Origin of the sequence: Oceanicola sp. 502str15, from assembly GCF_024105635.1 — a bacterium.
Classification (GTDB): domain Bacteria; phylum Pseudomonadota; class Alphaproteobacteria; order Rhodobacterales; family Rhodobacteraceae; genus Vannielia.
Map to the genome: position 1 here is coordinate 3,551,030 of NZ_WYDQ01000001.1, position 12,466 is coordinate 3,563,495.

Consider the following 12,466-nt stretch of genomic DNA (forward strand, 5'->3'; position numbering starts at 1 on the left):
CGCGCCTGCGGCGCACGACATGATTCAGTGAGTATTTTCCGCAAGAAAATGCTGCGTGTCGCGCCCTGTTCATTTTCTTGCTGCAAATACTCCAGACCACCGCCTGCCGCCCGCGCGGACAGGGGTTTTCAGAGGTCGAACTCCGCAAAGACCGGCGCATGGTCAGAGGGCTTTTCCCAGCCGCGCACCGGGCGCAGCACCCGGCTGGAGTGGCCTGCGTTGGCGATGTCGGGGGTGGCCCAGACGTGGTCGAGGCGGCGGCCCTTGTCGGCCTCGTCCCAATCCTTGGCGCGGTAGCTCCACCAGCTGTAGAGCAGCCCCTCGGGGATGTCCTTGCGGGTGATGTCGACCCATTTGCCGGCGTCCTGGGTGGCGCCGAGCGCCTCGACCTCGACGGGGGTGTGGGAGACGATCTTCAGCAGTTTCTTGTGATCCCAGACGTCATCCTCGCGCGGGGCGATGTTGAGATCGCCGACGAGGATGGCCTTCTCGGGTGTTTCGGCGTGGAAGGCGTCGCGCATCTCGGCGAGGTAGTCGAGCTTCTGGCCGAACTTCTCGTTCACCTCACGGTCGGGCACGTCGCCGCCGGCGGGGACGTAGAAGTTGTGGATGGTCACGCCGTTCTCCAGCCGTCCGGCGATGTGGCGGGCGTGGCCCAGCCTGGCGTAATCCGCCGCGCCGACCTCCTCGATCGGCAGCTTCGACAGGATCGCCACGCCGTTGTAGCCCTTCTGCCCGCGCGCGACCATGTGGGTGTAGCCGAGCGCCTTGAAGATCTCGACCGGGATCTTGTCGACCGGGCTCTTGCACTCCTGCAGGCAGAGCACGTCGGGCATTTCCTCGCGCATCAGCCGCGCCACGAGGTCGGCCCTCAGCCGCACCGAGTTGATGTTCCATGTCGCCAGTGAAAATGCCATGCCCGCCTCCTGAGGTCTGGCGTCTCGATAGCCCGGCAGGCGCGTGGTTTCCACCCCTTGCCAGCCCTCTCCTGCCACGGCAGGCTCGGGCGCATGAAGACGCTGTTTGCCGCCCTTGTCCTGACCCTCGCCGCCCTGCCGCTGCGGGCCGAGCTGCCGCCGCAGGGCAGCTTTCTGCTGGCGACCTATCTCTGGAACGAGGCGGTTCTGCCGCGCTCGGTACTGCTCACCTTCGAGGGCGGGGAGATGCGGCTGGAGTTCATCCATCCGCTGCCGCTCGACCACGAGGCCTGCGACCGGGACGGCATCTGCGCGCCCTCGGTGCAGGCCGCCACGGCCCGCGCGCGGGTGGAGGGGGGCAAGCTGGTGCTGGAGGATTTCGAGATCGACGAGGCGGCGGCGATCGAGCCTTCGACGCTCCAACACCTCGGGATGCCGCAGGACCGGGTCTATACCAATTTCGTCATCAGCTACCTCCAGATGGCCGGCTTCGCGCCGACCGATACCGGCTTCCGGCTCATCTCGGCGGGCACGCCGGTGGAGTTCTTCCGGGTCACGCCACAGGATGCCATGGCGATCATCGCGGTGCCGGTGCTCTATGATGAGTCCATCGCCGCGATGGCGGGCTGCGAGGTGCGGGTGGTGGCGCCCCTGCTGGCCCGGCCCGATCCGACACCGGCGGAGGCGCGGTTCATCCGGGTGCTGCGCGGGGTCCGGACCATGGTGGAATACGACTTCGAGGCGCGCCGCGCGGCCCCTGCCCTGGGCGAGCCAACCGCGGAAGACCGGGCGCTGGCCGCGCGCCACTCGGCCACCTCGCGCCTGCCGGGCCTGATTGCCGCCATTTTCCGCACGCCCGAGGAGGGCGGCGTGGAGGCGTTTCGCACAGGCATCGGGCTCGACATGTTTCGCGGTGATGCGCAGGCCCTCGATGCCGCCATCGCGGCCTATGGCGACGCGCTGCCCGACATGGTGGCCTTCTTCCGCCACACCGCCAGCCGGGGCGCGCGGCCGAGCGTCGACGAGATCTGCGCCGATCCCTCGCTCGGTTTCCTGCCGTAGGGCGGGACTTGTCCCGCCTTACCTCTCGCGCACCCAGTCCAGCGCCTCGAGCAGCGCCGCCCCGAATGCCGCCGGGTCTTCGATATGGGGGATGTGGCCCACCCCCTCCAGCGGCCAGAGGCGCGCGCCGGGCACCAGCGCGGCCAGCCGCTCGCCCTGCGCCAGCGGCGTGGCGGTGTCTTCGACGCCCCAGATGAAGCCCACGGGCAGGGTCAGGCCGCGCCAGCCCGCTTCGGTGACCGAGGCCGCGCCTTCGGGGCGCATCATCAGGGTCGGCAGCCAGTCGGCGATGGCGGCGGTGGTGCCCTGCCGCTTCATCGGGGCGTTGAGGGTGTCGACGTAGGGCGCGGCGCGGTCCTTCCGGTGGAGGAAGGCCTTCAGCATCGGCTGCATGGCCCAGGGGTTGGTGACGGAAGCCGAGACCGCGAGCTGGCGCATGGCTCCCGCCCGCAGCGGCAGGGGCAGGGCCCGGGCCTCGCTGTCCAGCCCGATGGCGCCGTCGACCACGAGGAAGCCGGCAAAGGCGCCCGGATCGGCCATCATGGCCTCCGCCGCAGCGCCGGCCCCGAAGGAATGGGCCACCAGCACCGGCTGGACCTCCAGCGCCTCGACCAGCGCCAGCACCCGCTCACCTTGCCTTTCGCGGCCATAATCGCCCTCCGCGTCGCGCTCCGACCAGCCCATGGGCGGCATGTCGAGGGCAATGGCGCGGTAGCCCGCTGCGGAGAGTTCCGCGATGGTGTCCTCCCAGAAGGCCGACCAGCCGACAGAGCCATGCACCAGCAGCACCGGGGGGCCATCCACCGGGCCCGCCTCGCGCAGATGCACCGCGCCCATCGCGGTCTGGATCAGCGCGCCGCCGGGCGGGGGCTCGGTCTGGGTTTCGCGCAGCGCGGCCATGCCGCGAAAGGCCAGAAGCGCCACCACGGCGAGCACCACCAGCAGGGCGACGACCTTCAGCAGAGCCCTGATGAACCGGCCCATCGCTGCCTCACTCTTCTATGGTGATCGGGGTGCCGTCGGGCACCCGCGACCAGATTTCGCGCATCTCGGCATCGGTCACGGCGATGCAGCCGTTGGTCCAGTCCCACAGGCGGTGCAGCCCGCCGATCCAGCCCCAGCCATTGGCGATGCCGTGGATCATGATGTCGCCGCCGGGGCTGACGCCCGCCTGTGCCGCCCGCGCGCTGTCGTCGGCGTTGGGGTAGGAGATGTGCAGGCTCAGGTGGGCGATGGAATTGGGGTTGCGCCAGTCGATCACGTAGCGGCCCTGTGGGGTGCGCTCATCGCCCTCGCGGGCCTTGTGGCCCTCGGGAGCGGCACCAAGGCTGATGCGGTAGCTGGCAATCACTCCGCCCGCGCGCAGCAGCTCCAGCCGCCGGTCGGACTTGTCGACGCGGATGGCATCGGCCTGCTGGTCGGGCGGGGCCATGGCGGGCGCCTCGCCCGAGCCGACACGCGCCATGGCGGCGGTGTAGCCCACCACCCCGAGCGCCAGAACGGCCAGCGCCGCCACGATCCTGAGAAGCCGTTTCATGCCCCGGTTCTAGCACCTGCCTCGCGGCGGGTGTAGAGCGCTGTGGGCCTCGGGGCCGGGCGTGGAGGTTGGTGGCGGGAGATCCTCGGGTCAGGCCCGAGGATGACGGTGCGAGTGGGGCAGAGGGCGGGACGGGCGGCACACGGGGGCGGGCAGCTGCGGCCCGGACATGAAAAAAGGCCCGGGCGCAAACCCGGGCCAGTCCAACAGGGAGGTGTGGCCAAGAACCCCGGCCACGGAGGGATCGTCAGGCGACCAGCCGGTAGCCGCCGCTTTCCGTTACAAGCAAACGCGCATTGGAGGGATCCGGTTCGATCTTCTGGCGCAGCCGGTAGATGTGGGTCTCCAGCGTGTGGGTCGTCACGCCCGCATTGTAGCCCCAGACCTCGTGCAGCAGGATATCGCGCGGCACCACGCCCTCGCTGGCGCGGTAGAGGAACTTGAGGATGTTGGTCTCCTTCTCGGTCAGCCGGATCTTCTTTTCGGCGTCATCGACAAGGATCTTCATCGCGGGCTTGAAGGTATAGGGCCCGAGCTGGAACACAGCGTCCTCGCTCTGCTCATGCTGGCGGAGCTGGGCGCGGATGCGGGCCAGCAGCACCGGAAACTTGAAGGGCTTGGTCACGTAGTCGTTCGCGCCCGCATCGAGGCCGAGGATGGTGTCGGCGTCGCTGTCCTGGCCGGTGAGCATCAGGATCGGGCATTTCACCCCCTGCTTGCGCATCAGCTTGCAGAGTTCGCGGCCGTCGGTATCGGGCAGGGCCACGTCGAGAATGACGAGGTCATAGATCGCGTTCTTTGCCTTTTCCATTGCCCCGTGGCCGTCTCCGGCTTCGAAGACATCGAAGTCTTCGGTCATCACGAGTTGCTCGCTCAGCGCCTCGCGCAGGTCCTCGTCATCATCGACGAGAAGAATTTTCTTCAGGTTGGCCATGGTGAGCCTCCTTTCTTCGTTCCTCTCGGATGTGTGAGCGGCGCACGGGTCCGACAAGATTTGCTGCAAATCACTCACGCAACCGTGTGCAGGGCGGCGGAAATGTTTCATATTCCTACAGAAACCCACTACATGACCCAGAGTTCCCGCCGAGGTTTTACGCATGTCCCTGCTGCCCACACCGCAAGAGCTTCGTGCCCGCGCCCGTGCCGATCTGCGGCTGGGGCTGCCGGTGGTGATCGTCGGGGCGGCGGGCGAGGCGGCGCTGGTGATGGCGGCCGAGCAGGGCGACAGCGCCCGCGTGGGCGAGATGGCGGCGGCGGGGGCCTACCTTGCCATCACCCTCCGGCGGGCCGAAACCCTGAAGGCGCGCGCCTATGATGGCGACATGGCCCGCCTGCGCCTGCCTGCCGAGGGCGCTGCCGCATGGGCCGCCGCCGTGGCCGACCCGGCAAGCGACCTTGCCACCCCGATGAAAGGCCCCTTCACCGCCCTGCGTGGCAGCGAGGGCTGCCCCGAGATCGCCCGCGCCGGCATTCGGCTCGCCAAGGAGGCCCGGGTGCTGCCCGCCGTGCTGGTGGCCCCGCTCGCCGGCCCCGCGCCCGAGGGGCTGACCCGGATCGCCGCCGAGGCGAGCCATGATCTTGCGCCCTTTGCCGAGGCGGTCTCTGCCCGGCTGCCGATGCATCTGGCCGGGCGCGGCAAGCTCCACGTGTTTCGCCCTGATGACGGCGCCGAAGAGCATTACGTGGTCGAGGTCGGCCGCCCCGACCGCGACGCGCCGGTGCTCACCCGCCTGCATTCCGCCTGCTTCACCGGCGATGTGCTCGGCTCGCTGAAATGCGACTGCGGCCCCCAGCTTCATGCCGCGCTGGCGGCCATGGGCGAGGCGGGCGGCGGGCTGCTGCTCTACCTCAACCAGGAGGGGCGGGGGATTGGGCTGGCCAACAAGATGCGCGCCTATTCGCTGCAGGATCAGGGGTTCGATACCGTCGAGGCCAACCACCGGCTCGGCTTCGAGGATGACGAGCGCGATTTTCGCATCGGCGCGGCGCTGCTGGGCAAGATGGGCGTCGGGCGGGTGCGGCTGATGACCAACAATCCCGCCAAGATCGCCATGATGACCGCGCAGGGCATCGAGGTGGCCGAGCGGGTGCCGCTGAAGGTGGGGCGCACGCCGGAGAACGCCGGATACCTCGCCACCAAGGCCGCCAAGTCGGGGCATCTGCTGTGAAGGTCGCCAACTACCTCACCGCCGCCGCCGGGCTGGAGGACTTCTCGCAGGCCGAGGTCGAGGCGATGCTGGGCCAGCGGCTCACCCGCACCCGCGATGCCGGGGCGTGGATCGGCTTCAGCGCGCCCGGCGCGGGGGATTTCGCCGGTTTCGAACTGCGCAGCCCCGGCCCCACGGCGCGGTTCGGCGGGCTGCTGATCGGCGCCTTTCCGGCCCCGCTTCCTCTGGATGCCCTCGCCCCCGCGCTCGCGGCACGGCCCTTCCTGCGCCAAGAGATGAACCCGCCGCCGATGGGCGCGGCGGTGCAGGCGCCGACGGGCGGGCGGTGGTATCGGCTCGGGGCGCATGAGTTGGCGGTGTCGTTCCGGCTGACGGAGCCGGTCACCGCCACCGCGCTCGCCGTGCACGGTGCCTACCCGTGATGCGGCTCACCCCGCGCGGCCTGCTGTTCGGGGGGCGGCGCTTCCCGGTTGCGCTCGGAAAGGGCGGGATCACCCGCGACAAGCGCGAGGGCGACGGGGCCACGCCCGCCGGGCTGCACCACATCCTGGCCTGCTACTACCGCGCCGACCGGGTGGCCCGGCCCGCGCCATGGGCCATCCCCATCGGGCCGCGCGACCTGTGGTCGGACGCGCCCGACGACCCGGCCTACAACACCCATGTCACAGCGCCCTACGACCCCAGCCACGAGCGCTTGCGCCGCGCCGATCCGCTCTATGACATCGTGCTGACCACCAGCTGGAACACGCCCGCCACGCCGGGGCGCGGCTCGGCCATCTTCCTGCATCGCTGGCGCAAGCGCGGGCATCCGACCGAGGGCTGCCTTGCCTTTGCCCCCGCCGATATCGCCCGCATCGCCGCCCTCGCGCCGCCGGGCACGGCGCTGCTTGTGCCCCCCGGCCTTGCGGCGGATCAACCCGGCAGCAGCCCTTCGGCCTCCAGCGCCTCGAGCATCGGGGCGAGCTGAGCGGCATAGGGCTTCCACGCGCCGATCGAGCGGTCATGCACCGGCTCGCGGACCTGCGCCGCCGAGAGGGTGCGCACGTCGCGCGCGCTCTTGTGAAACTCCATCACCCCGTCTTCCCAGGCCAGCCCTGCGGCGCCGATGATGCGGCGGGCCCCGGCCTCGGGCGCGGCGACGAACTGCTGGTAGTCGAGCTCCACGAAGGCCCCCGGCACCCGCTCCCGCCAATGGTCGATCATCCGGCGATAGGCGGCGAAGGCATGAACCAGATCGCCAAGGTCGTAGGCGTAGCGGTGGCGGCCCTCGCGGAAGACCTGCCGGAAGATCGAGAAGAGCTGATCGCGCGGGTCTCGGTGGACAACGAAGACCGGCGCATCGGGCAGCAGGGCGGCGAGGGGGCCGATGTGGCGGTAGGTCTGCAACGACTTGTCGGCGACCACGCGGCCAAATTCCAGCTTGCGGCGCATCGCGGTTTCGAGCGCGGGGGCAAAGCCCTGCGGGGCGAGTTGCCCGGACAAAACCCGGCGCACCACCTGCCCGGTCACCGCCATTTCGCCGCCGCCCGTCACCTGCCCGTGGCTGGCCAGCATCTGCTCGACCAGCGTTGTGCCGGCGCGGGGCATTCCGGTGACGAAGATCGGCCGAAAGCCGTCGGGCGCTGCGGTGTTTCCCGGCGCGAAGCTCTCCGTGGCGGCGATATGGGCGGCATCCTCGGCCTCCCGCGCGGCACGGTCGTAGGGGGCACGGGCGCGGGTGAGCGCATTGGCCTCTTCAAGATAGCGCCAGACCTCGCCCGGCTCGGCCCCGGCCTGCTCAAGCGCGCGGGCCAGTGCAAAGCACAGGCTGGCGCGGGAGGCGCCGCGCGTCTGGCCGCTGCCGTGAAGCGCGCGCATTTCGTCGATCAGCGGATCGCCGGGGCTGGTGCGATGGGCCGTCATCCGCAGCCGGTAGAGCTCGCCGTCGCCCGGCTTCAGCTCCAGCGCCGCCCGAAACGCCTCTTCGGCCCGGTCCTGCCGCCCGGCCCGCTGCTCCAGCAGGCCGATCTCGACATGCGGGCCGACCGCGCCGGGCACGACCCGTTGCAGCTCGCGGTGGGCGTCGATGGCGGCGTCGATCCGGCCCCAGTCCGAGAGCACCTGCGCCCGCTCCATCAGCACGGCGGGCTCGCGCGGGCGCTGCCTGCGGGCCTGCTCCAGCGCCTTCAGCGCGGTGCCGTAGTCGCCGGTGCTATGGGTGATGCGCCCGATCTCGAAATGCGCCTCTGCGGTCTGCGGACGCAGGGCGACGATGTCCTGATAGAGCGCACAGGCCTCCTGCAACTGCCCCTCGGCCTGAAGCTGGCGGGCGCGGCGGTAGACGGCCGGAATGTCCTTGATCTGAAAGGCGGGCATATCTCATCTCCACCCCTCCCCAGCGGCAGCTAACCCCTGGATTGCGGTGGGTGGAACCCTGAACCGAACGGTTTCGTTCACTAAAATGTGTAATGGAAACAGATGTGTGCAGCGTCGCACCTTCGGCCGAAAAAGCTGTGCGATAATTTGGAATAGCGCGCCCCTTTCGGGGCAGCTCGCCTAAAGATTGTGCGGATCAGGCATCGCCCTGCGGCGCGAGCCGATCGCCGAAAATCGCCGAACCGACGCGCACGTGGGTGGCCCCCAGCGCAATCGCCCGCTCGAAATCGGCGCTCATCCCCATGCTCAGGCCGGTCAGCCCGTTGCGCTCGGCCATGTTGGCGAGCAGGGCAAAATGCAGGCTCGGCTCCTCCTCGACAGGGGGGATGCACATGAGCCCCTTCACCGGCAGCGAGAGCATCCGGCATTCGGCAATGAAGCCGTCGACCTCGCCGGGCAGGCAGCCCGCCTTCTGCGCCTCCTCGCCGGTGTTCACCTGGATGAACAGCTCGGGGCAGCGGCCCAGCTCGTCGGCAAGGCGGGCGATGGTGGCGGCGATCTTGGGGCGGTCGACGGTGTGGATCGCGTCGAACAGCTCCATCGCGCCCCGGGCCTTGTTGCTCTGCAACGGCCCGATCAGGTGCAGATCGACCCCTTCGAAGCGCTCGCGGAAGCCCGGCCACTTGCCCTGTGCCTCCTGCACCCGGTTCTCGCCAAAGCAGCGGTGGCCTTGCTCCAGCACCGCCTCGACCCGCGCATCGGGCTGCACCTTGGAGACGGCGATCAGGGTCACCTCCTCCGCCGTCCGGCCTGCCGCCTCTGCGGCTGCGGCCACCTTCGCGCTGATATCCTCAAGCCCCATCCGGCACCAATCCTTCTTCTTCCAGCGCCGCGATCAACGGCTTGATCTCATCGCCATACCGCTCCCAGGCCCGGGCCGAGGAGGTATAGATCGGCTGGCGCACCTGCGCGATCGACAGGGTGCTTACCCTTTGTTTCTGTTTGTAGAATTCAAGGCACTGGTCTTCCCACTCCAGCCCCGCGGCGGCCACCAGGCGCGGCGCCTCGGCCTCCGGGTCGGCCACCAGCGCCTCGTAGCTGACCTCGGTGAACAGCCCCGGCGCACGCTCGCGCCAGAAGTCCATCATCTCGCGGTGGACCTTGAGGTAATGCACCATGTCGGCGATCCGGTAGGCGTATTTGTGGGTGCCCTCGGCAAAGACGTTCTTGAAGATCGACAGCAGGTTGTCGCGCGGGTCGCGGCGCATCACGATGATGCGGGCGTTGGGCATGATGTAGCGGATCAGGCCGATGTAGTGCCAGTTCTGCACCGATTTGTCGACGCAATGGGCCCCAAAGCTGAACCGCCGCCGATAAAGCTCTTCGGCCCGCTTGCGCAGGGCGAGGAGGGCGTCGGGGGCGAGCCCGGCGAGCGGGCGAAAGCCGAGGTTACCGGTGGAAAGCGCCTGCTGCACCGACTGGTTGAACTCCCGCGCCTCGCCGATGGCCGTCGCCTTGCTGTGTGCGCCGATGATCTGCTCGCCCAGCGTGGTGCCCGAGCGCGGAATGCCGGTGACGAAAATCGGCGCAAACCCCGGGTCCGGCTCCAGCGCGGGCCGGGTGAAGTCGATGCCCTCGAAGGCGGCCTTGAGGTTGGCGATCTCGGTTTCGCGCTCGGCGCGGGAGTAGGGGAACAGCCGGGCATATTCCTCGTTGCCGCGCTTCAGGTGCTTCATCACCGGGGCGTAGTCCTTGATGTCCTCATGCACCTTGGCCAGCGCGAAATCGAGGTTGGCGCGGTGGCGCGGGTGGAGGGACTTGTCGCGGTAGAGCGCCTGCATCTCGGCAATCGCGGGATCCCCGGGCTTGAACTTGCGCCCCGCCGTGATGAGCCGCCAGATGGTGCCGTTCTTGGGCTGAAGCGCGAGGCAGCGGCGCAGCTGCGATTCCGCCTCGTCGAAGTCACCCATGTATTGCAGGGCAATCGCCAGCTCGCTGCGCACGGCCACGTCGTCGGGCTTGATCTCGAGCAGGCGGCGCTGAACCGTGATCTGCCGCTCGGTATCGCCGAAGACCCCGAGGGCTTGGGCAAAATCGCGCAGCACCACCAACTCGCGGGGCTTCAGCTTCTGGGCGCGGTCGAGCGAGGCGACGGCGGAGCGGCTGTCGCCGATTTTTGCGGCGATGCGGCCGAGCTGCCAATGGGGTTCGGCGATCTGCGGGCGGATCCGGGTGATCTGGGTGAAGAGCCCGGCGGCCTCGCGCAGCTTGCCAGCCTCCATCAGCTTGACGCCCTGCGCATAGGCGGCGGGGATCTGGGCGGGGGTCAGGCTTTGCGCCATGGGCTGCTCTCCGGCTTTTGCCCGAGTGCTAGCACGATCGCCCGGAGGTTCAAACTGCCCAAAAGAAAAGAGCGGACCCGAAGGCCCGCTCTTCCCAGATACTGTTACCGGTGTCCTTAGAAGGACATCGACAGACCCAGCGACCAGGTGTCGGTGGTGGTGGCGCCGTTGTCGGACGAACCGTAGCCCGCCAGAACCGAAGCACCGCCGCCGAGGTCGTAGCCGAGGGCCAGACCGTAGCCGGTGATGTCGTCGCCACCGCCGGCAGCGTTGAACCCTGCGTCGTCGGAGGAGTACTGGCCGTAGTTCAGGTGAGCCGAGAAGGCATCCACGGAGTAGCCGAAGCCGAGGCCGAGGTGAGTCACGTCGTCAGCGCCAGCAAAGCCGCCGAACTGGGTGTACTCGATGCCGGCCGACAGACCGTTGTCGAAGGTGGTGACAGCGGAGAAGCCGATGGCATCTTCCACAGCAACGCCCTTCACAGCGCCCATGTTGCCGTCAACCGACTGGTAACCAAGGCCGAGGGCCAGGTCCAGACCGCCGAGAGCAGCGTTGTACTTGAAGCCGAGGGCGTAGCCAGTGTCCATGGTGCCGGTTTCGTCCATCTCAACCGAGATGGCGACGCCGAAGTCACCGAAGGTGTTGTCGTAGCGAACGATCTGGCCGTCGTAGGTGCCGTCGAGGTACGCGCCGAGGTAACCAGCGTGCGAGGTCTCGTCGTCAGCGATCGAGCCCGGGTTGCCGATGTTGCCGGCGTCGGTGAGGGCCCAGTCCATGGCGCCGTCGGTGTCGCCCATCGTCACGGTGCCGAAGGAACCGGAGATGAAGATGGCAACGCCACCGTCTTCGGTCACGTCGTCAAGCGCGTCGTTCACACAGCCGTCGACCGTAGTCGAGAACGTGCAGTCGCCGCTGCCGGCGACCGTGGCCAAGTTGTCCTGGGCTTCGTCCAGATCGATGGATGCACCGAAGGTCAGGCCGCCGTCGGTTTCACCGGACATGGTGAAGGTGACGTCGATGTCCTGGAAGAATTGGGTTTCGACGCCAGTGCCGCCGAAAATACCCATCTCGGCAGAGCCCGAGATCGAAACTTCAGCCGAGGCGGCGCCAGCGAAGGCGACCAGCGCGGTCGAAGTGAGAAGAACCTTTTTCATCGTATTTCCCTCGTTATCAAAGGTCAGCCCAACGCAGGGAATCCGCATTGGGTATGGCAGGCTGTTTCGCTCTTTCGCCGTTTGATTGCAATAATGGCGCAAACCGGGCGGGGGGACTCTCCTCGATATGGTGCATGTCTGCCACAGTCGCCCCGACCACCCTTTGCGGCCAAAAAGCCTTGTGGGGCTGGGGCCGCTCGGATAGACAAGCAAAAAAGGGTGAGAGGGGCAGTTTTCAATGACCTTCCGGAAGGAAATCCGAGCAGCAGGTATTATCGCTCTGGTGCTGACGCTCTCCGCCTGCGGAGTGAGCGGACGGCTGGGCAACAGCTTTGGTGGCAGCTCCGGCGGCGGCTCGAGCACGGTGCGCAACGCGCCGCGCCAGGTCGAGACCGATGCGCAGGGCCGCACCGTATACAAGGGCAAGGTCCGCCAGTCGACGATCTGGGATCTGTTCGGCAACAACGACGACCCCAACATCACCGTCGAGGTGAACAAGTATATCTGGCGCGCCTCGCTCGAAGTTCTCAACTTCATGCCGATCCAGACGGTCGATCCCTTCACCGGCGTCATTGTCTATGGCTACGGGCGTCCGCCCGGCGGCGGCCAGCCCTATCGGGCCACCGTCTACGTGCAGGACCCGGCGCTCGATGCCCGCTCGCTGAAGGTTGCGCTGCAAAGCCGCTCCGGCCCGGTCAGCGCCGACACCGTGCGCGCCGTGGAGGATGCCATCCTCACCCGTGCCCGCCAGCTTCGGATCCAGGACGGCAAGCTCTGACGCTGGGCTGAGCCCCACCTCCACAGTTTCCGCAGCGGGCCTGGCCCCCATCCACAGGGTGGGTGCCGGGCCGCCGCCACCCACATCACCGAACCCGCTGGACCCTGCGCCGTGCCCGCCGTAAACACGCCGGGACCGTTGGAACACCCGCAA

The 12,466-nt window shown here is 68.4% G+C and carries 13 protein-coding genes; 5 read left to right on the forward strand and 8 right to left on the reverse strand.

What is annotated here, in order from left to right:
- Positions 1–128: 128 nt before the first annotated feature.
- The gene (locus tag GTH22_RS17495) at positions 129–917 is read right to left on the reverse strand and encodes an exodeoxyribonuclease III (RefSeq protein ID WP_252946874.1); all 789 of its coding nucleotides are present in this window, start codon (positions 915–917) and stop codon (positions 129–131) included.
- A gap of 93 nt (positions 918–1,010) precedes the next feature.
- Here GTH22_RS17495 and GTH22_RS17500 point away from each other — a divergent pair, with 93 nt between their 5' ends.
- On the forward strand, positions 1,011–1,979 hold the full coding sequence (locus GTH22_RS17500) for a hypothetical protein (RefSeq protein ID WP_252946875.1): 969 nt from the start codon (positions 1,011–1,013) through the stop codon (positions 1,977–1,979).
- Between the two features lie 18 nt (positions 1,980–1,997).
- Here the strand turns inward: GTH22_RS17500 and GTH22_RS17505 are convergent, their stop codons facing one another.
- From GTH22_RS17505 to GTH22_RS17515, 3 genes are all read right to left on the reverse strand, one after another.
- A complete protein-coding gene (locus GTH22_RS17505) occupies positions 1,998–2,963 on the reverse strand; it encodes an alpha/beta fold hydrolase (RefSeq protein ID WP_252946876.1) in 966 nt (321 codons plus the stop codon).
- Positions 2,964–2,970: 7 nt separating this feature from the next.
- Positions 2,971–3,516: a murein L,D-transpeptidase family protein gene (locus tag GTH22_RS17510; protein WP_252946877.1), complete on the reverse strand. Its 546-nt coding sequence runs from the start codon at positions 3,514–3,516 to the stop codon at positions 2,971–2,973.
- 247 nt (positions 3,517–3,763) lie between these two features.
- A complete protein-coding gene (locus GTH22_RS17515) occupies positions 3,764–4,450 on the reverse strand; it encodes a response regulator transcription factor (protein WP_252946878.1) in 687 nt (228 codons plus the stop codon).
- A 163-nt stretch (positions 4,451–4,613) separates the two neighbouring features.
- On the opposite strand from GTH22_RS17515, the gene ribA reads away from it, so the two are divergent.
- Genes ribA through GTH22_RS17530 form a run of 3 tightly spaced genes read left to right on the forward strand, consistent with a single transcriptional unit; the run spans position 4,614 to position 6,651 of the window.
- Positions 4,614–5,684, forward strand: coding sequence for a GTP cyclohydrolase II (gene ribA / locus GTH22_RS17520; protein WP_252946879.1), 1,071 nt, complete (start codon positions 4,614–4,616; stop codon positions 5,682–5,684).
- On the forward strand, positions 5,681–6,106 hold the full coding sequence (locus GTH22_RS17525) for a hypothetical protein (RefSeq protein WP_252946880.1): 426 nt from the start codon (positions 5,681–5,683) through the stop codon (positions 6,104–6,106). The genes ribA and GTH22_RS17525 overlap by 4 nt, the downstream gene beginning before the upstream one ends.
- On the forward strand, positions 6,106–6,651 hold the full coding sequence (locus GTH22_RS17530; protein WP_252946881.1) for a L,D-transpeptidase: 546 nt from the start codon (positions 6,106–6,108) through the stop codon (positions 6,649–6,651). The genes GTH22_RS17525 and GTH22_RS17530 overlap by 1 nt, the downstream gene beginning before the upstream one ends.
- Here GTH22_RS17530 and GTH22_RS17535 read toward each other — a convergent pair.
- The 4 genes from GTH22_RS17535 to GTH22_RS17550 all read right to left on the reverse strand — a co-directional run bounded on the left by GTH22_RS17535 (position 6,597) and on the right by GTH22_RS17550 (position 11,535).
- Positions 6,597–8,039 carry a tetratricopeptide repeat-containing sulfotransferase family protein gene (locus GTH22_RS17535; protein ID WP_252946882.1) on the reverse strand — a complete coding sequence of 481 codons (1,443 nt, stop codon included), beginning with the start codon at positions 8,037–8,039 and terminating at the stop codon, positions 6,597–6,599. The two genes, GTH22_RS17530 and GTH22_RS17535, sit on opposite strands and share 55 nt — an antisense overlap.
- 196 nt (positions 8,040–8,235) lie before the next feature.
- The gene (locus GTH22_RS17540) at positions 8,236–8,901 is read right to left on the reverse strand and encodes a YggS family pyridoxal phosphate-dependent enzyme (protein WP_252946883.1); all 666 of its coding nucleotides are present in this window, start codon (positions 8,899–8,901) and stop codon (positions 8,236–8,238) included.
- Complete coding sequence (locus tag GTH22_RS17545; protein WP_252946884.1) at positions 8,891–10,381, reverse strand: sulfotransferase family protein; 1,491 nt, start codon at positions 10,379–10,381, stop codon at positions 8,891–8,893. Before GTH22_RS17545 ends, GTH22_RS17540 begins: the two co-directional genes overlap by 11 nt.
- Positions 10,382–10,497: 116 nt before the next feature.
- On the reverse strand, positions 10,498–11,535 hold the full coding sequence (locus GTH22_RS17550; RefSeq protein ID WP_252946885.1) for a porin: 1,038 nt from the start codon (positions 11,533–11,535) through the stop codon (positions 10,498–10,500).
- Between the two features lie 238 nt (positions 11,536–11,773).
- Between GTH22_RS17550 and GTH22_RS17555 the strand changes: the two genes are divergently transcribed.
- Complete coding sequence (locus GTH22_RS17555) at positions 11,774–12,313, forward strand: DUF3576 domain-containing protein (protein WP_252946886.1); 540 nt, start codon at positions 11,774–11,776, stop codon at positions 12,311–12,313.
- Positions 12,314–12,466: the final 153 nt, after the last annotated feature.

Bases quoted from the DNA above. Each gene is read 5' to 3' on its own strand.
- GTH22_RS17495 (WP_252946874.1), bottom strand. From the start codon at position 917: ATGGCATTTTCACTGGCGACATGGAACATCAACTCGGTGCGGCTGAGG.
- GTH22_RS17500 (WP_252946875.1), top strand. From the start codon at position 1,011: ATGAAGACGCTGTTTGCCGCCCTTGTCCTGACCCTCGCCGCCCTGCCG.
- GTH22_RS17505 (WP_252946876.1), bottom strand. From the start codon at position 2,963: ATGGGCCGGTTCATCAGGGCTCTGCTGAAGGTCGTCGCCCTGCTGGTG.
- GTH22_RS17510 (WP_252946877.1), bottom strand. From the start codon at position 3,516: ATGAAACGGCTTCTCAGGATCGTGGCGGCGCTGGCCGTTCTGGCGCTC.
- GTH22_RS17515 (WP_252946878.1), bottom strand. From the start codon at position 4,450: ATGGCCAACCTGAAGAAAATTCTTCTCGTCGATGATGACGAGGACCTG.
- ribA (WP_252946879.1), top strand. From the start codon at position 4,614: ATGTCCCTGCTGCCCACACCGCAAGAGCTTCGTGCCCGCGCCCGTGCC.
- GTH22_RS17530 (WP_252946881.1), top strand. From the start codon at position 6,106: ATGCGGCTCACCCCGCGCGGCCTGCTGTTCGGGGGGCGGCGCTTCCCG.
- GTH22_RS17535 (WP_252946882.1), bottom strand. From the start codon at position 8,039: ATGCCCGCCTTTCAGATCAAGGACATTCCGGCCGTCTACCGCCGCGCC.
- GTH22_RS17540 (WP_252946883.1), bottom strand. From the start codon at position 8,901: ATGGGGCTTGAGGATATCAGCGCGAAGGTGGCCGCAGCCGCAGAGGCG.
- GTH22_RS17545 (WP_252946884.1), bottom strand. From the start codon at position 10,381: ATGGCGCAAAGCCTGACCCCCGCCCAGATCCCCGCCGCCTATGCGCAG.
- GTH22_RS17550 (WP_252946885.1), bottom strand. From the start codon at position 11,535: ATGAAAAAGGTTCTTCTCACTTCGACCGCGCTGGTCGCCTTCGCTGGC.
- GTH22_RS17555 (WP_252946886.1), top strand. From the start codon at position 11,774: ATGACCTTCCGGAAGGAAATCCGAGCAGCAGGTATTATCGCTCTGGTG.